Source organism: Pseudomonas mediterranea CFBP 5447 (assembly GCF_000774145.1).
GTDB classification, from domain to species: Bacteria; Pseudomonadota; Gammaproteobacteria; order Pseudomonadales; family Pseudomonadaceae; genus Aquipseudomonas; species Aquipseudomonas mediterranea.
The window spans coordinates 406,948-429,857 of record NZ_KN322983.1; the positions used below are offsets into that span (position 1 = coordinate 406,948).

Here is a 22,910-nt window from a genome sequence, read left to right on the forward strand (position 1 = left end):
GCCGGGGTTTTCACAACATGTCGGTCGTTCGCAGCAAGATTTGCGGGATCACCCGCGTCGAGGACGCGCTGGCTGCTGTCGAGGCCGGAGCCGATGCCATCGGGCTGGTGTTCTATGCCAGGAGCCCGCGGGCGGTGACCGTGCAGCAGGCGAGGGCGATCATCCAGGCCTTGCCGCCGTTCGTGACTCCGGTCGGCCTGTTCGTCAACGTCAGCCGTTGCGAGCTGGGCGAGATACTCGATGCAGTGCCGCTGGGCCTGTTGCAGTTCCATGGCGACGAGAAGCCGGCCGACTGCGAAGGCTGGCATCGTCCCTACATCAAGGCGCTGCGGGTCAAGGCGGGGGATGACATCGCGGCTGCATGCGAGACGTTCGCCAGCGCCAGCGGCATTTTGCTGGACACCTATGTGGAGGGCGTTCCAGGTGGGACCGGTGAAGCGTTCGACTGGTCATTGGTGCCCCGGGGCCTGAGCAAGCCGATCATCCTCGCCGGTGGCCTGACGGCCGACAACGTGGCCGAAGCGATTCGCCAGGTTCGTCCTTACGCGGTGGACGTGAGCGGCGGGGTGGAGCAGGGCAAGGGCATCAAGGATCCGGCGAAGATTCGAGCGTTCATGGCCGCTGTGCGCAGCAGCCAGTCGCCAATGTGACGGCTGGCAGACTGCCGCCGTCCATACCTGCACTGTACACAGCAGGCAGGCACCGCCTCCGGGCGGGCCGATAGCGTAGCGGCAACCGCGGTGCAGCGGTTGCAGGAATGGTTGAGGAAGGTTGGGCTGCACGCAGGTCATGTTTCGCGCTGACCGTGGTGGCTTTTCGGCCCTCGCCGCACAATGAATTTAGCTCAAGGGCATACGCGGGGCCGCGAACCAGAGCGTTCGGGCCGCCGGTACTGGAGAAAGAAAGCATGAGCAACTGGTTGGTAGACAAACTGATCCCTTCGATCATGCGTTCCGAGGTGAAGAAAAGCTCGGTGCCTGAAGGTCTGTGGCACAAATGTCCATCCTGCGAAGCGGTGCTGTACCGTCCCGAGCTGGAAAAGACCCTGGACGTTTGCCCCAAGTGCAACCACCACATGCGCATTGGCGCGCGTGCCCGTATCGATATTTTCCTGGACGCCGAAGGCCGTGTTGAACTGGGTGCGGACCTGGAGCCCGTGGATCGCCTGAAATTCCGCGACGGCAAGAAGTACAAGGACCGCCTGACCGCGGCCCAGAAGCAGACCGGCGAAAAAGACGCCCTGGTGTCCATGAGCGGTACCCTGCTGGGCATGCCGGTGGTGGTCTCGGCCTTCGAGTTCTCCTTCATGGGCGGTTCCATGGGCGCCATCGTCGGCGAGCGCTTCGTTCGTGCCGCCAACTACGCCCTGGAAAACCGTTGCCCAATGGTCTGCTTCGCCGCTTCCGGCGGTGCACGGATGCAGGAAGCGCTGATCTCGCTGATGCAGATGGCCAAGACCTCTGCCGTCCTGGCGCGTCTGCGCGAAGAAGGCCTGCCGTTCATCTCGGTGCTGACCGATCCGGTCTACGGCGGTGTCTCCGCCAGCCTGGCAATGCTGGGCGACGTGATCGTCGGCGAGCCGAAAGCCCTGATCGGCTTCGCCGGTCCGCGGGTCATCGAGCAGACCGTGCGTGAAAAACTGCCGGAAGGCTTCCAGCGCAGCGAGTTCCTGCTGGAGCACGGCGCCATCGACATGATCATCCATCGTCAGGAGCTGCGTCCGCGCCTGGGTAACCTGTTGGCGCAACTGATGGGCCTGCCGACGCCTCAGTACGTCGCCGCACCCATCGAGCCGATGGTGGTTCCGCCGGTGCCTGCCGGGCTATGACCGAACGCACCCTGGGCGAGTGGCTGGCCTACCTCGAGCAACTGCATCCATCAGCCATCGATATGGGGTTGGAGCGCTCGCAAGCGGTGATGTCCCGCATGGGGTTGGGCAAGCCGGCGCCCCGGGTCATCACCGTCACCGGCACCAACGGCAAGGGCTCGACCTGTGCCTTCGTGGCCTCGCTGCTGCGGGCCCAGGGGCTGAGCGTCGGCGTCTACAGTTCGCCGCACCTGCTGCGTTATAACGAGCGGGTGCAGGTCAACGGCATCGAAGCCGCCGATGCCGAGCTGTGCGAGGCTTTCGCCGCGGTGGACGCCGGGCGGGGCGAGATATCACTCACGTACTTCGAGATGGGTACCCTGGCGGCCTTCTGGCTGTTCGCCCGTGCCGGCCTCGATGCCGTTGTGCTGGAAGTCGGCCTCGGTGGACGGCTGGACACGGTCAACCTGGTGGACGCGGACATCGCATTGGTCACCAGCATCGGCGTGGACCATGCCGATTACCTGGGCGATACCCGCGAATCCGTGGCCTTCGAGAAGGCCGGCATCTTTCGCCGGGGCGCGCCTGCGCTCTGTGGTGACCTCAATCCTCCGCAGCCGCTGCTGGACAAGGTCCGGGAACTGGCCTGTCCGTTCTTCCTGCGGGGGCGGGATTTCGACCTGGCCATGACCGAGCAGCATTGGCAATGGCGCGGTAGCGACCTGCAGGGGCGTCCGGTGGAGCTGCACGACCTGCCGCAGCTGGACCTGCCGATGGAGAACGCCGCGCTGGCGCTCCAGGCCTACCTGCTGATGGGGTTGCCGTGGGACGCCGGGCAAATTGTCGAGGCATTGCAGACGACTCGCATCGTCGGTCGTCTCGATCGGCGCCAGTTCCAGTGGCAGGGCAAACGCCTTAACCTGTTGCTGGATGTCGGTCACAACCCCCATGCGGCACAGTACCTGGCCGAGCGCCTGGCGCGGCGGCCGGTGGCAGGACGGCGCCTGGCGGTGTTCGGACTGCTGTCCGACAAGGATCTGGATGGCGTGGTCGGCGCGCTGGATGCTAGTGTCCAGCACTGGGCGGTCACGCCCCTGGATTCGCCGCGCTCACGTCCTGCAGTTGAACTGCAGGCGGCCTTGCAGCGCCGTGGCGCTTCGGTGGATGCTTACGACAGCGTCGCTGCCGCGCTGGAAGGGCAGTGCGCCGTGGCAACGGCCGATGACGAAATCCTGTTGTTCGGATCATTTTTTTGTGTCGCCGAGGCCCTGCAATGGCTGGCCCGGCGCTCCACGGAGGAAGCTGCAGATGGCATTGCTGGATAAGGCATACAAGCAGCGCATGGTGGGGGCCCTGGTATTGGTGGCCCTGGCGGTGATTTTCCTGCCGATGCTGTTTTCCCGTCAGGACGAGCAGCGCCAGGTCACGGTCGATGCACCTGCCGCGCCCCAGGCGCCATCGGTTCCGCCTGTGCAGGTCGAGCCGGTGACGGTGCCCGAGCCGCAGGCGCTGCCCCAGGAGCCGGTCCCGAGCGACGAGGAACTGGCTGAGCAACCGGCCACGCCTTCTGCACCGATCCCCGCGGCACCGGCTGTCTCGACCAAGCCCGCTGTCGCTCCGGCGCCAGCGCCTGTGCCGGCAACCCCGGCGGTCAAGCCCGCGCCGACCCAGCCGATCACCGCGGCACCGACCAAGCCGGACACCAGCCAGAGTCGTGTGGACGCCAATGGCCTGTCGGTCAGTTGGTCCGTGCAACTGGCGAGCCTGACCAGTCGCGAAAGTGCGGAAAGCCTGCAGAAATCCCTGCGCAGCCAGGGCTACAACGCCTACATCCGTTCCGCCGATGGCAAGAACCGGGTGTTCGTCGGTCCGTTGATCGAGCGTGCCGAAGCCGACCGCCTGCGCGACCTGCTTGGCCGGCAGCAGAATCTCAAGGGTTTTGTGGTGCGTTTCCAGCCGGAGCGCGGCTAAGCGCCTGATTTCACTCACACTGATAATCGCAGCTTACCGACTGCCCTGGGCTCTGCTAAAATGCGCCGCCTTATCCGTCTGTAGGCTGCACCGTGCCATTTACCTGGGTTGACTGGGCGATCGTTGCGATCATCGCCATCTCCGCATTGATCAGTCTGAGCCGAGGCTTCGTCAAGGAAGCCCTCTCGCTGCTGACCTGGATCATCGCGGGAATCGTTGCCTGGATGTTTGGTGGCTCGCTGTCCCAGTACCTCGCCGGATACATCGAAACGCCGTCGGCTCGCGTGATCGCGGGCTGTGCCATCTTGTTTGTCGCCACCTTGCTGGTCGGCGCAATGATCAACTATCTGATCGGCGAACTGATTCGCGTCACCGGGCTTTCCGGGACGGACCGGTTCCTGGGCATGGCCTTTGGCGCCGCGCGTGGCGCGTTGCTGGTGGTCGTGGCCGTCGGGCTGCTGAGCTTGGGGCCGGTACAACAGGATTCGTGGTGGCAGGAGTCCCGGCTCGTGCCACAATTTCTATTGGTCGCAGACTGGTCAAAAAACCTGATCCTGGGTTGGAGCAGTCAGTGGCTTGCCAGCGGTATCAGCGTACCCGCTGAAATACCGTTCAAGGAACATCTCTTGCCACCGGCCAAAACGCCGCAGTGAGTGTTGTTCAGTTCAGATCCATTAAGTAGGGGTTGCGTCGCATGTGTGGCATCGTCGGTATCGTCGGTAAGTCGAACGTCAATCAGGCGCTGTATGACGCGCTAACCGTGCTCCAGCACCGCGGCCAGGACGCTGCCGGTATCGTGACCAGCCATGACGGCCGGTTATTCCTGCGCAAGGACAACGGTCTGGTGCGTGACGTGTTCCATCAGCGTCACATGCAGCGCCTGGTCGGCCACATGGGCATCGGCCATGTGCGCTACCCGACGGCGGGCAGTTCGACCTCGGCCGAAGCCCAGCCGTTCTACGTCAACTCGCCGTACGGCATCACCTTGGCGCACAACGGCAACCTGACCAACGTCGAGCAGTTGGCCAAGGAAATCTACGAATCCGACCTGCGCCACGTCAACACCAGTTCCGACTCGGAAGTGATGCTCAACGTGTTCGCCCACGAGCTGGCCCAGCGTGGCAAGCTGCAGCCGACCGAAGAGGACGTGTTCGCCGCCGTGACCGACGTGCATAACCGCTGCGTCGGTGGCTATTCGGTGGTGGCGATGGTGACCGGCTACGGCATCGTCGGTTTCCGCGACCCCCACGGCATCCGTCCTATCGTCTTCGGCCAGCGCCACACCGACGAAGGCGTCGAGTACATGATCGCCTCCGAAAGCGTGTCCCTGGACGTGCTGGGCTTCACCCTGATTCGCGACCTGGCCCCGGGCGAAGCGGTCTACATCACTGAAGACGGCAAGCTGTTCACCCGTCAGTGCGCGACCAACCCGAGCCTCACGCCGTGCATCTTCGAACACGTCTACCTGGCGCGTCCGGATTCGATCATCGACGGCATCTCGGTCTACAAGGCCCGCCTGCGCATGGGCGAGAAGCTGGCCGAGAAGATCCTGCGCGAGCGTCCGGACCATGACATCGACGTGGTCATCCCGATCCCGGACACCAGCCGCACCGCGGCCCTGGAGCTGGCGAACCACCTGGGCGTCAAGTTCCGCGAAGGCTTCGTGAAGAACCGCTACATCGGCCGCACCTTCATCATGCCGGGCCAGGCTGCACGGAAAAAATCCGTGCGCCAGAAACTCAACGCCATCGAGCTGGAATTCCGCGGCAAGAACGTGATGCTGGTGGATGACTCCATCGTGCGTGGCACCACCTGCAAGCAGATCATCCAGATGGCCCGCGAAGCCGGCGCCAAGAATGTGTACTTCTGCTCCGCGGCCCCGGCCGTGCGCTACCCGAACGTCTACGGCATCGACATGCCGAGTGCCCATGAGCTGATCGCTCATAACCGCACCACCCAGGAAGTCGCCGACCTGATCGGTGCCGACTGGCTGATCTACCAGGACCTGCCGGACTTGATCGAGGCCGTGGGCGGCGGCAAGATCAAGATCGAACAGTTCGACTGCGCAGTATTCGACGGCAAGTACGTCACCGGCGACGTCGACGAGACCTACCTGAACAAGATCGAAAGCGCCCGCAACGATGCATCCAAGGCCAAGACCCAGGCGGTCAGCGCGATCATCGATCTGTACAACAACTAAAGTGACGAACCGGCCCTGAGGGGCCGGTTTGCGTTTGACCGATTGCAGGAGTGACAGCATGAGTCAGGATTGGGATGCCGGTCGGCTGGACAGCGACCTTGAAGGCGTAGCGTTCGACACCCTGGCGGTTCGCGCCGGGCAGCACCGCACGCCGGAAGCCGAACACGGCGATCCGATGTTCTTCACCTCCAGCTACGTGTTCCGTACCGCGGCCGACGCGGCGGCGCGGTTCGCCGGTGAAGTACCGGGCAATGTCTACTCGCGCTACACCAACCCCACCGTGCGCGCTTTCGAAGAGCGTATTGCCGCGCTGGAAGGGGCCGAGCAGGCGGTTGCCACCGCCACCGGCATGGCGGCGATCATGGCCGTGGTGATGAGCCTGTGCAGCGCCGGTGATCATGTGCTGGTATCGCGCAGTGTCTTCGGTTCGACCATCAGTCTGTTCGAAAAGTACTTCAAGCGTTTCGGCGTGGAAGTCGATTACGTGGCCCTGGCGGATCTGTCCGGTTGGGATGCGGCAATCAAGGCCAATACCAAATTGCTGTTTGTCGAGTCACCGTCCAACCCCTTGGCCGAACTGGTGGACATCGCCGCGTTGGCGGAAATCGCCCACGCCAAGGGCGCCATGCTGGTGGTCGACAACTGTTTCTGCACCCCGGCGCTGCAACAACCGCTGAAGCTGGGCGCGGACGTGGTGGTGCATTCGGCCACCAAGTTCATCGACGGCCAGGGCCGTTGCATGGGCGGCGTGGTGGCCGGTCGCGGCGAGCAGATGAAAGAGGTGGTGGGCTTCCTGCGCACCGCCGGGCCGACCCTCAGCCCGTTCAACGCCTGGGTCTTCCTCAAGGGCCTGGAAACCCTGGGCCTGCGCATGAAGGCCCATTGTGCCAATGCCCAGGCCCTGGCCGAGTGGCTGGAGCAGCAGGACGGCATCGAGAAAGTCCATTACGCCGGCCTCAAGAGCCATCCGCAACACGACCTGGCCCTGCGTCAACAGCGCGGTTTCGGCGCCGTGGTGAGCTTCGAGGTCAAGGGAGGCAAGGAGGGCGCCTGGCGCTTCATCGATGCGACCCGGCTGGTGTCCATCACCGCCAACCTAGGCGACAGCAAGACCACCATTACCCACCCGAGCACCACCTCCCACGGCCGTCTGTCGCCGCAAGAGCGTGAAGCGGCGGGGATCCGCGACAGCCTGATCCGCGTTGCGGTGGGCCTGGAAGACGTGGCCGACCTGCAAGCCGACCTGGCGCGTGGGTTGGCGGCCTTGTGATCGAGCTGGCAACGCCGCCCAGCGGCACCCATGGCCGGGTTGCACTGGTGACGGGCGCTGCCCGGGGCATTGGCCTGGGCATCGCCGCCTGGCTGATCTGTGAAGGTTGGCAAGTGGTCCTGACCGACCTGGATCGCGAGCGCGGTTCCAAGGTGGCCAGGACGTTGGGCGATAACGCCTGGTTCATCGCCATGGACGTGGCGGACGAAGCCCAGGTCGCTACCGGCATTGCCGAGGTGCTGGGCCAGTTCGGCCGGCTCGATGCGCTGGTGTGCAACGCGGCCATTGCCGACCCGCACAACATCACCCTCGAAAGCCTGGACCTGGCCCATTGGAATCGGGTCCTGGCGGTGAACCTCGGCGGGCCGATGCTGCTGGCCAAGCATTGCGCGCCTTACCTGCGTGCCCACAACGGCGCCATCGTCAACCTGGCCTCGACCCGTGCCGCGCAGTCGGAGCCCGATACCGAAGCCTATGCCGCGAGCAAAGGCGGGCTGCTGGCCCTGACCCATGCCTTGGCGATCAGCCTCGGGCCGGAAATCCGGGTCAACGCCGTCAGCCCTGGCTGGATCGACGCACGGGACCCGTCCCAGCGCCGTGCAGAGCCGTTGACCGACGCCGATCATGCCCAGCATCCGGCGGGCAGGGTAGGCACGGTAGAGGATGTGGCGGCGATGGTGGCGTGGCTGTTGTCGCGCAATGCCGGTTTCGTCACGGGCCAGGAGTTCGTGGTGGACGGCGGCATGACCAAGAAAATGATTTATGAATGAAGCAGCTGCAAGTGGCGAGCTGCAAGCTGCAAGCAACTGTGTGGTGTCGGCGCTTCTGACTTGCAGCTTGAAGCTTGCCGCTCGAAGCTGTTTTTGAAAAAAACCTAATCCTGCTATTGACTTAGCTTCGGCACCTGCGTAAATTTCGCGGCCTCAGCGAAGCAAAGGGTGATTAGCTCAGCCGGGAGAGCGTCTGCCTTACAAGCAGAATGTCGGCGGTTCGATCCCGTCATCACCCACCATGTTCCATGAGAGTCTTGCGAAAGCAGGACGGAAGCTGTCAAAAGCCTCCACCGACGCGCAGCGGTAGTTCAGTCGGTTAGAATACCGGCCTGTCACGCCGGGGGTCGCGGGTTCGAGTCCCGTCCGCTGCGCCATATTTTCCGAGTCAGGTTCGCCTGGTTCGAGATCAAGCCCAAGTGGTTGATCAGACGAGTCAAATGGACGCAAGTCCACAGCGATACGCAGCGGTAGTTCAGTCGGTTAGAATACCGGCCTGTCACGCCGGGGGTCGCGGGTTCGAGTCCCGTCCGCTGCGCCATATCTGCTTCGAGGCCCACTGAACGCCTTGAAGCCAGGAAGAAAGCCGAAACGCCTCTTCTGATCGATAGCAAAGACCCTGGTCGAAAGACCGGGGTTTTTTGTTTCTGCAATTCAGACCACGCCTGCGATCATTCCAGTTTCTGAAAGAGTGGATTGTAATCTGTGCGGATTCCGTCGCAGGAGTATCGGAGGGATTATGAGTGCTCACGCTCACCTCCGCAGGGGGTGAAAGAACCCTGACCGTAGCCGCTGGTGCGAATTGTCGCCGCGTGCGCGAGGTGACCTCGAATGGATAAAGTCTCGACTTCGCAACCTTCCCCTTGGCATGAGGGCGAATTGACCTTGCAGCGCGCAGTCGGTGCGGTCGACATGATGGTGGGTGTCGGCCAACGACAACTGGCTCGCTCGTGGATGCCGGACCAGCATCGCGAGTTCTATGCCCAGTTGCCCTTCGTAGTGCTGGGAGCTGTCGATCGGCAAGGCGATGCATGGGCGACGATTCGCACGGGACAACCGGGCTTCATGAATTCTCCCACGCCGGAACGCCTGCACATCAGCCTCCCGCCGCAGCCCGACGACCCGGCGCAGGATGGCATGCAGCAGAGCGATGCCATCGGCATGCTCGGCATCGAGCTGCATACCCGTCGACGCAACCGCATGAATGGCAACGTACTGCGCCAGTCGGATGAGGGTATTGAAATCGCCGTGACCCAGGCCTACGGCAATTGCCCGCGCTACATCAATCTGCGCCAGTACGCCTTCGTCGATGAGGCGGCGGGCGCCGTGCTTGAGTTGACCAGCGCGGACCCGCAGGTGCGTCGCATGGTCACCGCTGCCGACTCGTTCTACGTCGCGACCTACGTCGTGCGCGACGGCCAGAACCAGGTCGATGCCTCGCATCGCGGCGGCAAGCCCGGTTTTGTGCGAATGGAAGAAGACGGGGCCCTGACCATTCCGGATTTCTCCGGAAATCTGTTTTTCAACACGCTGGGCAACATCCTGCTGAACCCCCGGGCCGGTCTGGTATTCATCGACTTCCAGAGCGGTGACCTGCTGCAGATGAGCGGTTCAGCCGAGGTGCTGCTGGACAGCCCGGAAATTGCCGCGTTCCAGGGCGCCGAGCGGCTGTGGCGCTTCAAGCCACAGCGTATTGTCTACCGTCAGGCTGCGATCCCGTTGCGTTGGACGGACACGGCCGAGGGCGCCTCACCCAACTCGATGATGACCGGCAGTTGGGAGCAGGCGGCCGAGCGTTTGCAGGCCGAAGCCCTACGCAGCCACTGGCGGTCTATGCGGGTGGAGCGCATCGTGGATGAAAGCCGCGGCATTCGCTCGTTTTATCTGCAAGCGAATGACGGCGTCGGCTTGCCCAGGTTCGAGCCGGGGCAGCACTTGCCCGTGCGGGTTCTGCTGGAAGGACAGCAGAACCCCGCCATTCGCACCTACAGCGTTTCCAGTTCGCCGTCGGATGAGTTCTTGCGCATCAGCGTCAAGCGCGACGGTTCGGTGTCCTCGCATCTGCATGAGCGGATTCAAGTCGGCGACTGGATCGAGGCCCGCGCGCCCCAGGGGGATTTCACGGTGCAGGCTTCCGAGCGGCGTCCACTGGTGCTGCTGGGCGCGGGTGTTGGTATTACGCCGTTGCTGTCGATGCTGCGCGAAGTGGTCTATCAAGGGAAACGCATCAATCGCATGCGGCCGACGTGGCTGATACAAAGCAGCCGTTCAGTCGCCGACCTGGCCTTTCGCGATGAGATCGACGAGCTGGTGGCCCGTGCCGGAGACAAGGTCAAGGTCCTGCGTGTGGTCAGCCAGCCGCCCATCGACGGTCCGGCCGACAGCTACGACAGGGCCGGCCGCATCGATGTCGAACTGCTCAAGACCTTGCTCCCGCTGAATGACTACGACTATTACCTGTGCGGGCCGGGGAGTTTCACCCAGGCCCTATACGATGGGCTGCGTGCATTGCGCATTCCGGATGATCGCATTCACGCGGAAACCTTCGGCCCGTCAACGCTGGTTCGTGACATTGAAGTCAGCGTGCCAGCGGCCGAACAGGTGCCCATGGCCGATGAAGCGGTGAAAGTCCTGTTCGCCACCTCGGGCAAGGAAGCGCGCTGGGAGCCTGGCACCGGGACGTTGCTCGAACTGGCGGAGGCACGGGGCCTGAATCCGGAGTTCAGTTGCCGCGGTGGCTCGTGCGGTACCTGCAAGACCCGACTGAGCAGTGGTCAAGTGCATTACCTGAACACGCCGGCGCAACGATTGGAGGCGGATGAGGTGTTGATCTGTTGCGCAGTGCCGGCGCAGGGGAGTGAGACGTTGGTGCTGGACGTCTGAGGCGGTTGGAGGTGTCCCGGGCTCAATCGGGTGCCTTCAGCAAGTTCGACAGGCGGGTCAGCCCTTGGGTCAACTCCTCGAAAGATGGACCCCCAAGACACAAGCGGATGCCAGTCATCGGCTCATCGCGATCCACCATCAGCGATTCTGGTGCCGTCACCCTGATGCCTGCCTGGGCCGCCGCCTTCATGAAGGAATCAGCGGCGTCGCGAGGCATCGGTAGCCAGATGTGATAAGCGTCCGGATGCGAAACGAGAGCGGCCTCGTCGAGCAATGCGGTGGCGAGGCTTGTCCTGCGGCGCGCTTCGTGACGCAAATCCTGCTGGATTGAAGCGATCACGCCATTGGACAACCAGTCCTCCACCACGGCGCAGGACAACGGCGACGGGCCCAGGGGAATATCCTGCAAGGCTTCCTGCGCAGCGCCGTGCAATTCTGCGGGCAGGGTGAGCATGCCGATCCTCAACCCGGGGCCGAGGGATTTGGACAGGCCGTTGACGTGCAGCACTCTCTCGGGCGCCAGTGTTGCAAGAGCAGGTACTGGCGCGGATCCCAGCGCATAGACACCATCCTCGATGATCCACGCACCCGCTTGTCGACAGACCTCGACGATAGCCTGCCGTCGCGCCGCACCCATCGTCGCCGTGGTGGGGTTGTGCAGCGTGGGAGTGAGATAGACCACTTTGTTGCTGGCTGCTGCGAGATGACCGAGGGCCTGGGCAAGCGCCTCCGGCAGCATGCCTTGCGCATCGATCTCGACCCCCTGCATCCGATGGCCTTTGCGCCGGGCCAGGGCAATCGCGCCGGGATAGGTGAGGCGTTCGGTCAGGATCACTCCGTGGGGGCCGCAGGCGAGATCGAAAGCCAGCGAAATCGCCTGGCGGGCATTGCCTGTCAGCACCAGGTGGGACGGTTCGACCACGATGCCGAGGGTTTCAAGCCAGCGGGCCAACAGGCGACGATGTTCCAGGTGTCCGGCGGGTGGGGAGTACAGATTGAGGTGATCGGCGTCGATCTTGCGAGCGATGCCGGTCAAGGTCCGCGCCAGGAGACGGCTCGTCAACATGGCGGGCGGCACGTTGGAGGAAAGATCGATCAGCCGCTGCTCGTGTGCCTGCAGAATGGCCACGAACGTTGCCCGACCCTTGACACTGCGCACCAGCCCCCGCCGTTCCAGGGCGGCATAGGCTTTGGTCACCGTACCCAGCCCGATCCCCAGTTGCCAGGCGAGCTGCCGATGGGCGGGGAGGCGGTCGCCACTTTGCAATCGGCCTTCGACGATGTCGTCGGCCAGGGCGCGCACCAGGCGTTCCGATGCGTTGGCGTCGATGTCCGCGAGACGAGGTGTCCAAGGCGATTGAAGGTGCATTATGGGTACCCGTTGAACGAATAGTGTCGCGTGACACTATTTCAATAGTCATGAAGTGTCACGCGCATTATGGTGCTTGCGGAACAACGGTTCAGTTGTTCGGAACGACGGAAACGCCGCGCGTCCCGGACGCCTCTTGAGGACATCCCAATGCTCGATCATCCGGTCATGCTCGCCTTTGGCAGCTACATCCTTGCCGCCGCCAGCCCGGGCCCGAGCAATATGGCGATCATGGGCGTGGCGATGCGCGACGGGCGCTCCCACGCCTTGGTGCTGGCATCCGGCGTCATGACCGGTTCACTCTTCTGGGCATTCCTGGCGGCGACGGGCATCTGCGCATTATTGGCCGCTTATGCCCAGGCGCTTTTCATCATCAGGGCGGTGGGCGGGGCCTATCTGCTCTACCTGGCGATGCGCGCGGGCAAGGCTGCCATGGCATCGACATCCGACAGCGCTGAGACGGCTGCCGGGCGGGAGGCTCGGCGTTATCTGCCGCTGTACCGCCAGGGCGTGCTCATGCACATCGGCAACCCCAAGGCCATCATGTCCTGGATGGCGATCATGTCGCTCGGGCTCCGTGAAGACGCGCCAGCCGGCACCTTGCCTGCGATCATCGGCGGTTGCGCCTTGCTCGGCATCATCATCTTCGGCGGCTACGCCATCGTGTTTTCGACGACCAGGATGATCGCCGGCTACACCCGGCTGCGGCGTTGGATTCAAGGGCTTTTCTCTGCGCTGTTCGCGGTCGCGGGATTGAAGCTTCTCCTGTCCTCCCATTGATTTCTGCGTTTTGAAGCCACCAGGAAAATCAAGGAGGGGTCTTGGACCCTGTGATTCAAATCATCGACGTGTTTGGCGCCGAGCCGTTCTCCGGCAACCCACTGGCCGTGGTCATGGAGGCAGACGCGCTGGAGACCGCTGGCATGCAACGGCTGGCCCGCTGGTTCAATCTGTCGGAAACGGCCTTTGTGCTATCGCCAACGCATCCGGACGCGGACTATCGGGTCAGGATCTTTTCGCTCGACCGGGAGTTGCCGTTCGCCGGGCATCCGACGTTAGGGAGTTGCCATGCCTGGCTTGCGACCGGTCGCAAACCCATGAATGAAGCGCACGTTGTCCAGGAGTGTGGTGCGGGGCTCGTGGAAATTCGTCGTGATCAAGGCCGGCTTTGTTTTGCGGCTCCTGCGTTGATTCGCTCCGGAACTCCGTCAAGGGAAGAGCTGAGCGAGGCATTACAACTGCTGCGGATAGATCCGTGCGACGTTGTCGAGGCGGCCTGGGTCGATAATGGTCCCGGATGGCTGGGCATCCGACTGGCGTCGGCCGAGCACGTCCTGGCCCTGCAACCGGCACAGAACTGGCCGCGCAGAATCGACGTTGGCGTGATCGGGCCGCATTCCGGTGGTGATACGGCTTTCGAGGTCCGGGCCTTTTTCAGCAACCACCTGGGCGCCATCGTTGAGGACCCGGTCACGGGCAGCCTGAATGCCTCGCTGGCCCAGTGGCTGTTCGAGACCGGCCTGGCTAAGCAGGCCTATGTTGCAGCCCAAGGCACCCGTCTCGGTCGCAAAGGGCGCATCCATGTGCGTCGCGATGACGCCGGCCAGGTCTGGATTGGCGGCGAAACGCGCACTCAGGTGGAGGGAAGGTTACAGGGGCTTTTTGAGCATCAGCCCCTTGATTGAGCGGCTCCATCCATCACGTTGGACCGCCGAGTGCGGGTTCACACCCCCAGCTTGTCCCGCAACCCGTAATACCACGCACCCAACGCCGCGAACGGCGTGCGCAATAACTGGCCGCCAGGGAACGGGTAGTGGGGCAGGTCGGCAAACGCGTCGAAACGCTCGGCCTGACCGCGCAGCGCCTCGGCCAGCACCTTGCCCGCCAGATGCGTATAAGTCACGCCATGGCCGCTGCAGCCCTGGGAGTAGTAGATGTTGTCCCCCAGGCGTCCGACCTGCGGAAGACGCGACAAGGTCAGCAGGAAGTTTCCGGTCCAGGCGTAGTCGATCTTCACATTCTTGAGTTGCGGGAACGCCTTGAGCATCTTCGGCCGGATGATCGCTTCGATGTTCGCCGGATCCCTCGCGCCATACACCACGCCACCGCCGAAGATCAGGCGCTTGTCGCCCGTCAGCCGGTAGTAGTCGAGCAGGTAGTTGCAGTCCTCGACGCAATAATCCTGAGGCAACAGGCTGTGGGCCAACTCGTCACCCAACGGCTCGGTCGTGATCACCTGCGTGCCGCAAGGCATGGACTTGGCCGCCAGCTCCGGCACCAGATTGCCCAGGTAGGCATTACCGGCCACGATAATGAACTTGGCCCTGACCTTGCCCTGCGGCGTATGCACCACCGGGCTGGCACCGCGCTCGATGCGCACCGCCGGCGACTGTTCATAAATCACCCCACCCAGGGACTCCACCGCCGCCGCCTCACCCAGTGCCAGATTGAGCGGATGGATATGCCCGCCGCTCATGTCCAGCATGCCGCCGACATATTGATCGCACGCCACCACCTCGCGGATACGACGCTGATCCAACAGCTCCAGCTGGGTATGGCCGAAGCGTTCCCATAAACGCTTCTGCGACTCCAGATGGCCCATCTGCTTAGCCGTAAGGGCCGCGAATACACCGCCGTCCTTCAAATCGCACTGAATCTGATACTTCGCCACCCGCTCGCGAATGATCCGCCCACCCTCGAACGCCATATTGCCCAGCAACTGCGCCTGCTGCGGGCCGACACTGCGCTCGATCACATCGATGTCGCGGCTATAGCTGTTGACGATCTGCCCGCCATTACGCCCCGAAGCGCCAAACCCCACCTTGGCGGCCTCGAGAATCGTGACCTTGAAGCCGTTCTCCAGCAAAAACAGGGCAGAGGACAGGCCGGTATAGCCTGCGCCGATCACGCACACATCAGTCTCGATGTCATCCTGCAGGGCCGGGCGGGGCGGCACCGGGTTGGCCGACGCGGCGTAATAGGACGCTGGATAAGGTGTGTTCGCCATTCTGCAACCTCTGTTTTATATTTTTTACGAGTGCGCAGATCCTACCCGAGATAAAAATCGGCCGCCAGCCACCCCCAAAATCTCCATCCCGTGGCGGAAATTAAATATTTTGCATATTCATAGGGTTAGGTGAAAAAAAGGTGTTGACACCCCTTCGGAATTCCGTAGAATGCCGCCTCACAGCAGGCACGTAGCTCAGTTGGTTAGAGCACCACCTTGACATGGTGGGGGTCGTTGGTTCGAGTCCAATCGCGCCTACCAAACAAAATCCGCTCTGCTGGGCGGTCTAGAGGGGCTCACCGAAAGGTGGGCCCTTTTTTGTTGTCTGCGATTTGCAAAACGATCCACTGCTCAGGGCATCAGGCGGGGTAGGAGTGGGCGAAGAAAATGGAATCGATGGTGAGGGCTCCTATGACACGGGATCCTCGTCATTTGATGAGGGTTGTCAGTCATTTATTGATGGTGGCAGTGGGATTATCTCGTCGGATAGCGATGAAGAAGACGAGTAAATGGTTGTTGGCAGAGGAAAGAGGATCGGGAAACTAGGACGGACAACGATTATGACGAGCTGATAAAAGATGAGCCAAATCGCGGTCTTCCCTTCGGTTTTCATCAACCTTTCCTGATGGAAATAAATCTGTCCCCTTTTTGGTCCCCTTTTTGGGTCCCCTTTTTGCCGGTCCCCTTTTTGCCTGCGGCCAATGGCGCTCGATGCTCTCTTTTGCGTAGATGGACAGACGCTCGTAGCCGTTCACGCCACCGCAACCGGGCATGGTTCCCTTCCAGCTCGACCCAGGCGCGGATGTCGCAGCGGCGCGAGCAAACCCAGCCACCGTAGTGGCATTGGTGGACTTCACCTTTCGGCTCAGGGTGATAGGCGAGGCCGCCTTTCCACGATGGCGAGCCGCGCAGCTTCAGCCCGCAACATCGGCAAACAGCTTGTGTGTCGGTGCAGTTGTGCATTACGACCTCCAGTGTTTGGTTGATCCAACAAAATTCGCAATGCACTCATCCGCTCCGCTGGTTGCCGTTGGGCGCGGAGGGCATTTGAGCTGCGTCGATAGGTATGAGGGGTTGACGCTCGTGTTTCTGCTGCTATGACGCCGTCATCTTTTTTGGATGATTTAGATATGCGATTTATTTCAAAAAGCGGTTATCTGCTGGCTTTTGTTGCGCTAAGTAGCGTTGGACAGGTTTCGTTTCCGACCAATGAAAGCGCATCTACTGCTGTGAATGTCGTTGCGATCGGCCGCATGTGTGCGGAGTTGAAGCCCGAGATGAACTACTCGGTGCAGAACTTGCTCAGCGTGCCCGATCGCGGGGTGAGCCCAGAGCTAAAGGAAGAAATCGCCAAGATCGATGCCGACCCGGCCCGTCAGGATGAAGTCATGACGACAAAAATGCACATCGCTGGGGACCCGTTAGCAATGAAGTACCTCTGCCCATTCTACTTACCGAAAGAGGCGAAATAACGGCCTTGATCCTAAGGTGCACAGGTCGTTTTTTTCTCCGCATTGGGGAGTGATCTGCGCTTGTCATCGCAAGGACGCCCATTCAGTACCGGCTCAAGGCCTCAGCGTGCTGACAACACGCCCGGTATGGAGTCGCCTTTCCAGATCGCACTCCGATGCGGCCTGGTGCTGGGGAGGACCAGGTGCTAGGGCAGTTAACGACAGGCTGTCGTGGTGCTGGTTGTTCAGAATGGTTCAAGGACCGTATGATCTGAACGGTGTCTTGGTTTCACGCTGAGACTCACCTCCTTTGAAGGACATGAGCATGGGACAGTATTTCGGTAATTCAGGCCTATTCAAGGCTGCTTCGTATTTCAGCAACGAGCTTCTGGTCAGCTGCATCACCAGCTGGGAGCTGAAAAATATTGCTCTAAATACGAAGGAGTTTTTGATATGTCCAAAGAACTACTCGGAGTTTCTGCTCTAGGCTTGATGGTGGTCGGTGAGTTCTGTGCAATCTACAGTGAGGTGGTAGTCGCCAAACTTGCGCAGACAGGAAGTGCCTCGTGGGGAGCAGTCAGTTTCCCTTTGGCACTGATGTGTTTTGCAGGGATTTGTCTACTGGCGGCATATTGGCTTGGATACGTTGCAGTCGGTGATATCTGGATCGTCACTGTGGTATCAGTCACCTCCTTGTTGCTTCTTGAGCCCGTAGTTGTGTGGTCTCTGTTCCATGAGACACCAGGGCGGGGAGCACTTATTGGCTTCGTTCTGGGGGCCTTGGGTATGCTGTCCACTGCATTGCTTTAACTCACCTTTTTGGCCCAGCATCTAGTTGCTGGGCCAATTCGTTACGACCCACATTGATTTTCCCGTCTGGCCCTGTCGCCAAGGCCAGCCAGTGAAATCTGTTGTCTCCACCACGCGCATCGCCGGAGTCCTCTCGCTGCCCGCTGCCGCATCTGGCGTCACATCGGGTGGCTTGCGTGGTTTCGCGTACTCACATGTGGGAGTACGGCCAGTTCCAGAGCTGGCATGGACTGGTGCTACTATCTGTGCTCCAGGGGAGGGTGTTCGATGGATTTCGATTTGCTTTCGCATGAATTGAGAAAGGCTTTTGCTCAGCTAGACGTCACCGAAAAACAGGAGGCCGCCAAGGCGGAAAAGCTTCAGCGTAAAGCCAATCGTGCAGCCCGTCGCAAGGCTGCCAGGAGGAAGCCGGTAACCGTTAAGGCAACTCAGCAGCCCTTAGCAACAGCAGCCTGTAAAGATTGCGGCAAGCTGACAACTCCTGACCCTGAGCTTTATTTTTTGCCGGTTCAGTGTCAGCACTGTCGACAACTCTCGGAAGCCATTGACCTGGGCATTCGCAGTAAGTCGTCTACTGAGTTTGCATCGGTAAGAGTTATTCCTGGCGGCGCACCAGGACTCGGCAAGCGTAAGTAGTGCTCTCCCACTTCCCAATGCACCTCTTGTTGGAGAAAGCTTCGCGAGTAATCGCTTAAGCTCGCTTGCACGTACCACCTTGTCAGAGGATCGATCAGGCTTTGGGAGTGCGATATCACTCACGGGGTTGTGAATGTTGATCAGCAAGCCGTGTTTAGCAAATCGATAGAAGCGTGACATGAATGCGAGCTGCGTTCTGCACGTGGACGGCTTGACCTTCTTCAATCGCATGATCTTGAAGTCATTGATCATCTGCGGCGTGATTTCATGAATAGGCTATGTGAAATGCTTGCCTCTAGGCTCAACGATCTTTAGGGAGTGGTTGTAGCTTCCTTTACCCTTGAGCATGGTTTCGCAGTAAACCATCCCGAGCGTATAGAAGGTGTGGTGCTTGCGGTCCAACGTCACGGCTTCGATTTGTTTCGCCCATGACTCTGCTTCAGCCTTGGTGCTGAAGGTTTTCGACTGGGGAGATTTGCCTTTAACCCGTACCTGAGCATTCCAGTTGCCGGACGGAAGTGAGCGGAATTTTGCCATTGTTGACGCCTCATAGATGTGAATGGGCGTTCTGTGAAGTCCAAGAGCAGCAGGGGTAGGAGCCTGCTCCAGCAGACCTTGACATGGTGGGGGTCGTTGGTTCGAGTCCAATCGCGCTTACCAAACAAAATCCGCTCTGCTGGGCGGTCAAGAGGGGTTACCGGAAACGGTAACCCCTTTTTGCTTTCTACGATTTGCAAAACTTTTGCAAACGCCCACCTCAGAAAGCCAATTCGGCGCTCACCCCAACATAGTCGATCGCCTTCTCGCCATGTCCCTCTTGGTAGTGCTTCGTCATCTTCTCGTCCGCGTTGCCCAGCAGTGCCTGAATGTATTCCTGCGGGAAGTTCTGCTGCTCGTACAGTCATGCTCCTAAAGCGCGGGTCTCGTGAAAAGTGGGGGCGCTCACCGGCCGACACGTTGTTGTAGGGCATTGCTCTGGTCTTTCAGCTTGATCAGCTGCTGGCGGAGTTGGCCGGCGTCTTCCATCTATTCCTCGGTCATAATTTCGAAGTGTTCGGCCGACTCCCACGGGGATGGGATGATGTTAGTAACCCAGTCGTGCCAATGCTCGATACTTTCGCCACGCGTGATGCGTTCCTGCTTAAGGCGTTCGCCTAGGTCGCGCAGCTCCCGCACGCGCCTCTCGGCATCCTCTTTGCTGAGGCAGGGATACTCTTCGCCCGGGCCAACGCTGTGGATCGCCCCAAGCTCAACCTTCGGCTCCGCGAGTGCCTGTCGAAAACGCAGACTTCCTGGTCGAGTGAGGGCCCGCCCTTGGCAATATCTGGATAGCTCTCTAACAAAGCTAGCGCTCGCTCGACCATACCGCGTTCGATGGTTACCACTTCAGCGGCAGACGGAGGTGGGGCCGTCAGGGCTTCGATGATCCGTTCTATTTCAGACATGCGAATTCCTCGCCCGACGTAAACCGACAGGTATGAGTAAAGGGGACAGATTTATTTTGTTTTCGCTGCATTAGAAGCGTCTATAAAAGATCAAAGTTCATAGAAAGGCAGTAATGACAGATGCTTGCTGCTTGCAGGAATAAATCAGTAACCTTTCGGTTTTGTTCGGCTCCATCCGTTTCCGGGCTGGAGCCGTCGTTCAAGCTTGCCCTTGATAAAAGGTGATAGTCTCTTTTAATGAATCTGAAAATCCATAAATATCATCGAGTGAGCTTATAGGGTGTCGAGTTTCATTTTTATCTTTGTCAAAGACACCTAGATATTTTTGAGATCTGTTGAAGTGAAGTCTTGCAATTGGTTTTCGGTTGTTATCATCCAATAAGATGCCGAAATAGCTTTGGGTGTCTCGATGTGCAATACGCTTTGCGTCGATTACCGTGCGGACTATGGCTTTTATTATATGGAAGCCCTCTAATTCCTCCACTGTCGTAAGAACTCTATCTTCAAGTGCGTCATTTGTTTCTGGTTGAGTTTCGGATACAACCAGTTCAGCTGGGGTAGGTAGCGGTACACCGCTGATTGCAGATTTCAAGCGATCGTTAATTTGATCATTCAGAAACTGAGCAGCGGCTTTTTTGGTTAGGAGCGCAAACTGTTCTCTCACCTTTTGAGTGATCGCGCCTTCGTAGATTCGAGAGGCAAAGAAACGCACAAAGTCATCGTCGGGCTGGGTAAGTTGGGAGGCCATTTCCCTTTTTATCTGGCCTACGTATTTTAATTCGCCTGCTGCATTGATTATTGATTCAACGTCGAATGCTGACTTAGTGAGCTTTTGTAATTCTGGAACTACGTGTTCATCAATATCTAGAAGGTCTATTTCTAAAAATGGTTTTTCATCCATTTTATTAGGGGCGTCTAAATCTGTGAAGAATCTATAATATCTTCCATTAGTTAAGATTGAGATTCTGGCGGTTGTTACATGGAAGTATCTAAATAATTGGCTGGCGTGGTTTATGTGTAAAGATTCGCCAATTTTTTTGGTTTCAATAAGTATTTGTATCTGGCCGTTCTTTAAAATGGCGTAATCTATTTTTTCTCCCTTTTTTGTACCAATATCACAAATATATTCAGGAACGACTTCGGATGGGTCGAAAACATCGTAACCAAGTACTGTATGAATGAAGGGCATTACAAACGCGGTTTTAGTTGCTTCCTCGGTTTGGATCGTTGACGCTAACTGGCTCACCTTCGCCGACATTGCATTCAAGCGCTCTAAAAATTCCATTTTCCTAGCTCCGCTGCACGTTCGCCCGATCGGGCTTATGGAGGCCTAACGCTACTACTTGTTAGGTCTATCGAATACTGGATTTTCGTCCATGCTGGATGCCCGGACAGCGACGCTCAAGTGCGCGGCGTCGCATATCGCTTTAAGGTCTTGAAAATCTTGTAAAAAGGAACGGCATGCTTATTAGGTGGACTGATTGCCAGTAAGCCCAAGCTCTTTCGTACTGTCGCTGGAGCCCGCCCGCGTCTAATACGAACCACGCAGATCCTTATCGCAAAATCCTACACAAACCTCGGAAACCCTCACCTTGCCGTCCCAGCAGAACGAATCCTATAGTCCTTCCGTCGCCCGGTGGCGACTCGGGTTTGGCGACTCGATGGAATGAAGTAGACCTTTTCCGTTGAATTGAGGTACTACCCATGAATCGATACATGCCCATCACTGGCATCGACCTTATCCCTGCAACGCTGCTCATCGACACCGAAGCCCCCCTCGACGTCCTTTTCGAAACCGCCGATTACCGCATTCGCACCGTTACCCAGGTTCTGGAAAATATTGCGTTTCGCTCGGATATCAGTTCGGACGCCTTAGTGCTCGCCGACTTTTGCAAACTCCTCACGACGTCGCTACGCGACGGGTGTGACGTGATGGATGTGATCGGTAGGCGGTTGAGGGCGCAGGCGACTGGTTAGAAGAATGGGCGACTTGAGTCGCCCATTTCATGAGGTTTGGGTCGGTTGAATGACGGTCCTACCTGATGGTCGTAATCCACCGATTTTTTGCAGTGAACGGAGGACAGACCACGATAATGAGACGGGTCGATTACAAGTGAACTCAAATCGTGGTCTGTCCCCAGTTTCCTCCTGGAGCTTTCACTAGAACTGGCGGCGGATGGCGCCGTCTAGTTTTCGCAGTTCTTCAGCGCCTTCGGATCCACTCGACTCCGTATTCAACGGCCGTGGGCGATATCTGCTTCGGCCTCGCCAATGAGATCATCGAGAGATACTCGAACAGGCGTTTCGTTGGCGTCGAGCCGTGCCTTGACCAGTTGGACGACTTCCAGTTCGTCCAGGCGCTCGACCATCGCTTCGTAGACGTTCGCCGGGACCATATAACCCATAACTCGGTTGTGGTTCAGTACGGCCACGGGCAAGCCGTTGGCACCGTTTAAGACGGAGGAGGGGTTTTTCTTGAGCTCGGATATGCTAACGGCCCCATCGGCCAGAATGTTTTGCATGGATCAGACTCCTATAGCGATATTTTTGTATATCCCTTGAAAGATAAAATCGACTGAAATGAACGCACGTTCGTCAATGTCGACGTAGTACAGCGGCTCACCCAAGTAGTTTCGAACTTTTCCGTCCTGGTGAATCCGACCCAAGGGGGCCCCATCGCTGCCATGGCCTTTGAAGACCAGATAGCGGCCGTTCGTGTAGTTGTACGGCATTAACGTTCCTTATTCCGGCCTGACATTGGAACCCCTGGTTTTGCCCATTCGCCGCACCCATCCATGACCCTTGCCCGCAACGCTATCAGGTCAGGACTGGCCATGCTCGGTTTCTTCTGGCGGCCGCTGGCACGCTCGAGATAAAGGCGTTTGAAGATGATGGGGCTAAACCCTGTAAGGCTCCCGAGGATCAGTCGTGTTGGCGCGACTGGCTAGCCAATAACCTGTACATCATTTATATTTTTGTACAGGTTTTGTAATAGGATGTAGGAAAGTGACCCCCCTCGAAAAGCTGATTTCATGGCATGAAAGTTGGGCTCTGCGCAGCCAGGTCGTGAAATGCAAAAGCTGTGGCGCCGAGCAGTCCGAGAACGATAAAGAGCAGGCGTTCATTCATGAGTCGACCTGTCTGAATGCGAGATTCGCCACCCAACCCTGGCAGGCGTTGGACGAGGTGAGAGAAGCTTATTGGGTTCCGCCGGCAACCTCGTCAATGGATTAGAGCGGGGGGAAATGAGCGTCGTGGTGCTGTCCCCGTTTCATAATGCCCCCGGCTCGT

Annotated in this window: 20 protein-coding genes, 5 tRNA genes and 1 pseudogene; 20 read left to right on the forward strand and 6 right to left on the reverse strand. The window is 59.4% G+C overall.

Annotated features, from left to right (window positions below; genetic code table 11):
• Positions 1–17 precede the first annotated feature (17 nt).
• The 12 genes from N005_RS07320 (at position 18) to N005_RS07375 (ending at position 10,901) form a co-directional block, all read left to right on the forward strand.
• Entirely contained in the window at positions 18–650 is a 633-nt protein-coding gene (locus N005_RS07320) for a phosphoribosylanthranilate isomerase (protein WP_047700577.1), read from the forward strand.
• 257 nt (positions 651–907) lie between these two features.
• Entirely contained in the window at positions 908–1,828 is a 921-nt protein-coding gene (gene accD, locus N005_RS07325; RefSeq protein ID WP_047700578.1) for an acetyl-CoA carboxylase, carboxyltransferase subunit beta, read from the forward strand.
• Positions 1,825–3,132 carry a bifunctional tetrahydrofolate synthase/dihydrofolate synthase gene (folC, locus tag N005_RS07330; protein ID WP_047700579.1) on the forward strand — a complete coding sequence of 436 codons (1,308 nt, stop codon included), beginning with the start codon at positions 1,825–1,827 and terminating at the stop codon, positions 3,130–3,132. The genes accD and folC overlap by 4 nt, the downstream gene beginning before the upstream one ends.
• Positions 3,116–3,778 (forward strand): SPOR domain-containing protein, encoded by a 663-nt coding sequence (locus N005_RS07335; protein ID WP_047700580.1) that lies wholly within the window; start codon positions 3,116–3,118, stop codon positions 3,776–3,778. The genes folC and N005_RS07335 overlap by 17 nt, the downstream gene beginning before the upstream one ends.
• Before the next feature lie 92 nt (positions 3,779–3,870).
• Complete coding sequence (locus tag N005_RS07340; protein WP_047700581.1) at positions 3,871–4,431, forward strand: CvpA family protein; 561 nt, start codon at positions 3,871–3,873, stop codon at positions 4,429–4,431.
• A gap of 41 nt (positions 4,432–4,472) precedes the next feature.
• Complete coding sequence (gene purF / locus N005_RS07345; protein ID WP_047700582.1) at positions 4,473–5,978, forward strand: amidophosphoribosyltransferase; 1,506 nt, start codon at positions 4,473–4,475, stop codon at positions 5,976–5,978.
• A gap of 58 nt (positions 5,979–6,036) precedes the next feature.
• Positions 6,037–7,248, forward strand: coding sequence for an O-succinylhomoserine sulfhydrylase (locus N005_RS07350; protein ID WP_047700583.1), 1,212 nt, complete (start codon positions 6,037–6,039; stop codon positions 7,246–7,248).
• The gene (locus N005_RS07355) at positions 7,245–8,018 is read left to right on the forward strand and encodes an SDR family oxidoreductase (protein WP_047700584.1); all 774 of its coding nucleotides are present in this window, start codon (positions 7,245–7,247) and stop codon (positions 8,016–8,018) included. Before N005_RS07350 ends, N005_RS07355 begins: the two co-directional genes overlap by 4 nt.
• Positions 8,019–8,184: 166 nt before the next feature.
• Positions 8,185–8,260: transfer RNA gene (locus tag N005_RS07360), tRNA-Val, on the forward strand.
• 58 nt (positions 8,261–8,318) lie between these two features.
• Positions 8,319–8,395 (forward strand) — tRNA-Asp (locus N005_RS07365).
• An 87-nt stretch (positions 8,396–8,482) separates the two neighbouring features.
• Positions 8,483–8,559: transfer RNA gene (locus tag N005_RS07370), tRNA-Asp, on the forward strand.
• A 290-nt stretch (positions 8,560–8,849) separates the two neighbouring features.
• Positions 8,850–10,901: a 2Fe-2S iron-sulfur cluster-binding protein gene (locus N005_RS07375; RefSeq protein ID WP_047700585.1), complete on the forward strand. Its 2,052-nt coding sequence runs from the start codon at positions 8,850–8,852 to the stop codon at positions 10,899–10,901.
• 22 nt (positions 10,902–10,923) lie between these two features.
• On the opposite strand, the gene N005_RS07380 is transcribed toward N005_RS07375, so the two are convergent.
• On the reverse strand, positions 10,924–12,204 hold the full coding sequence (locus tag N005_RS07380) for an aminotransferase-like domain-containing protein (RefSeq protein WP_197678635.1): 1,281 nt from the start codon (positions 12,202–12,204) through the stop codon (positions 10,924–10,926).
• Between the two features lie 216 nt (positions 12,205–12,420).
• Between N005_RS07380 and N005_RS07385 the strand changes: the two genes are divergently transcribed.
• Together N005_RS07385 and N005_RS07390 are read left to right on the forward strand one after the other, a co-directional pair.
• On the forward strand, positions 12,421–13,050 hold the full coding sequence (locus N005_RS07385) for a LysE family translocator (protein ID WP_047700587.1): 630 nt from the start codon (positions 12,421–12,423) through the stop codon (positions 13,048–13,050).
• A gap of 41 nt (positions 13,051–13,091) precedes the next feature.
• On the forward strand, positions 13,092–13,955 hold the full coding sequence (locus N005_RS07390; protein WP_047700588.1) for a PhzF family phenazine biosynthesis protein: 864 nt from the start codon (positions 13,092–13,094) through the stop codon (positions 13,953–13,955).
• Between the two features lie 38 nt (positions 13,956–13,993).
• Here N005_RS07390 and N005_RS07395 read toward each other — a convergent pair whose 3' ends face one another.
• Positions 13,994–15,277 carry an NAD(P)/FAD-dependent oxidoreductase gene (locus N005_RS07395; RefSeq protein WP_047700589.1) on the reverse strand — a complete coding sequence of 428 codons (1,284 nt, stop codon included), beginning with the start codon at positions 15,275–15,277 and terminating at the stop codon, positions 13,994–13,996.
• A gap of 184 nt (positions 15,278–15,461) precedes the next feature.
• Between N005_RS07395 and N005_RS07400 the strand changes: the two genes are divergently transcribed.
• The 4 genes from N005_RS07400 to N005_RS28820 all read left to right on the forward strand — a co-directional run bounded on the left by N005_RS07400 (position 15,462) and on the right by N005_RS28820 (position 18,174).
• Positions 15,462–15,538, forward strand: a tRNA-Val gene (locus tag N005_RS07400).
• Positions 15,539–16,374: 836 nt separating this feature from the next.
• Positions 16,375–16,749 carry a hypothetical protein gene (locus tag N005_RS07405; RefSeq protein ID WP_144402636.1) on the forward strand — a complete coding sequence of 125 codons (375 nt, stop codon included), beginning with the start codon at positions 16,375–16,377 and terminating at the stop codon, positions 16,747–16,749.
• Positions 16,750–17,181: 432 nt separating this feature from the next.
• Positions 17,182–17,538, forward strand: coding sequence for a hypothetical protein (locus N005_RS07410; RefSeq protein WP_144402637.1), 357 nt, complete (start codon positions 17,182–17,184; stop codon positions 17,536–17,538).
• Positions 17,539–17,805: 267 nt separating this feature from the next.
• On the forward strand, positions 17,806–18,174 hold the full coding sequence (locus N005_RS28820; RefSeq protein ID WP_082443913.1) for a hypothetical protein: 369 nt from the start codon (positions 17,806–17,808) through the stop codon (positions 18,172–18,174).
• 27 nt (positions 18,175–18,201) lie between these two features.
• Here the strand turns inward: N005_RS28820 and N005_RS29850 are convergent.
• Positions 18,202–18,711, reverse strand: a pseudogene (locus N005_RS29850) (site-specific integrase); the annotation flags it as partial.
• Between the two features lie 42 nt (positions 18,712–18,753).
• On the opposite strand from N005_RS29850, the gene N005_RS29305 reads away from it, so the two are divergent.
• Positions 18,754–18,834: transfer RNA gene (locus N005_RS29305), tRNA-Val, on the forward strand.
• A gap of 984 nt (positions 18,835–19,818) precedes the next feature.
• Here N005_RS29305 and N005_RS07420 read toward each other — a convergent pair.
• Positions 19,819–20,904: a type I restriction endonuclease gene (locus N005_RS07420; protein WP_047700590.1), complete on the reverse strand. Its 1,086-nt coding sequence runs from the start codon at positions 20,902–20,904 to the stop codon at positions 19,819–19,821.
• 419 nt (positions 20,905–21,323) lie between these two features.
• Between N005_RS07420 and N005_RS07425 the strand changes: the two genes are divergently transcribed.
• Positions 21,324–21,596, forward strand: coding sequence for a hypothetical protein (locus N005_RS07425; protein WP_047700591.1), 273 nt, complete (start codon positions 21,324–21,326; stop codon positions 21,594–21,596).
• A gap of 257 nt (positions 21,597–21,853) precedes the next feature.
• Here N005_RS07425 and N005_RS07430 read toward each other — a convergent pair whose 3' ends face one another.
• Positions 21,854–22,141 carry a type II toxin-antitoxin system Phd/YefM family antitoxin gene (locus N005_RS07430; RefSeq protein WP_047700592.1) on the reverse strand — a complete coding sequence of 96 codons (288 nt, stop codon included), beginning with the start codon at positions 22,139–22,141 and terminating at the stop codon, positions 21,854–21,856.
• A gap of 3 nt (positions 22,142–22,144) precedes the next feature.
• Positions 22,145–22,351 carry a hypothetical protein gene (locus N005_RS07435; RefSeq protein WP_047700593.1) on the reverse strand — a complete coding sequence of 69 codons (207 nt, stop codon included), beginning with the start codon at positions 22,349–22,351 and terminating at the stop codon, positions 22,145–22,147.
• Positions 22,352–22,910: the final 559 nt, after the last annotated feature.

Excerpts from the sequence above, each read along its gene's own strand:
- N005_RS07405 (WP_144402636.1), top strand. The coding sequence starts at position 16,375 with ATGACGCCGTCATCTTTTTTGGATGATTTAGATATGCGATTTATTTCA.
- N005_RS07435 (WP_047700593.1), bottom strand. The coding sequence starts at position 22,351 with ATGCCGTACAACTACACGAACGGCCGCTATCTGGTCTTCAAAGGCCAT.
- folC (WP_047700579.1), top strand. The coding sequence starts at position 1,825 with ATGACCGAACGCACCCTGGGCGAGTGGCTGGCCTACCTCGAGCAACTG.
- N005_RS07385 (WP_047700587.1), top strand. The coding sequence starts at position 12,421 with ATGCTCGATCATCCGGTCATGCTCGCCTTTGGCAGCTACATCCTTGCC.
- N005_RS07410 (WP_144402637.1), top strand. The coding sequence starts at position 17,182 with ATGTCCAAAGAACTACTCGGAGTTTCTGCTCTAGGCTTGATGGTGGTC.
- N005_RS07395 (WP_047700589.1), bottom strand. The coding sequence starts at position 15,277 with ATGGCGAACACACCTTATCCAGCGTCCTATTACGCCGCGTCGGCCAAC.
- accD (WP_047700578.1), top strand. The coding sequence starts at position 908 with ATGAGCAACTGGTTGGTAGACAAACTGATCCCTTCGATCATGCGTTCC.
- N005_RS07350 (WP_047700583.1), top strand. The coding sequence starts at position 6,037 with ATGAGTCAGGATTGGGATGCCGGTCGGCTGGACAGCGACCTTGAAGGC.
- N005_RS07335 (WP_047700580.1), top strand. The coding sequence starts at position 3,116 with ATGGCATTGCTGGATAAGGCATACAAGCAGCGCATGGTGGGGGCCCTG.
- N005_RS28820 (WP_082443913.1), top strand. The coding sequence starts at position 17,806 with ATGGATTTCGATTTGCTTTCGCATGAATTGAGAAAGGCTTTTGCTCAG.
- purF (WP_047700582.1), top strand. The coding sequence starts at position 4,473 with ATGTGTGGCATCGTCGGTATCGTCGGTAAGTCGAACGTCAATCAGGCG.
- N005_RS07430 (WP_047700592.1), bottom strand. The coding sequence starts at position 22,141 with ATGCAAAACATTCTGGCCGATGGGGCCGTTAGCATATCCGAGCTCAAG.
- N005_RS07420 (WP_047700590.1), bottom strand. The coding sequence starts at position 20,904 with ATGGAATTTTTAGAGCGCTTGAATGCAATGTCGGCGAAGGTGAGCCAG.
- N005_RS07320 (WP_047700577.1), top strand. The coding sequence starts at position 18 with ATGTCGGTCGTTCGCAGCAAGATTTGCGGGATCACCCGCGTCGAGGAC.
- N005_RS07375 (WP_047700585.1), top strand. The coding sequence starts at position 8,850 with ATGGATAAAGTCTCGACTTCGCAACCTTCCCCTTGGCATGAGGGCGAA.
- N005_RS07425 (WP_047700591.1), top strand. The coding sequence starts at position 21,324 with ATGAATCGATACATGCCCATCACTGGCATCGACCTTATCCCTGCAACG.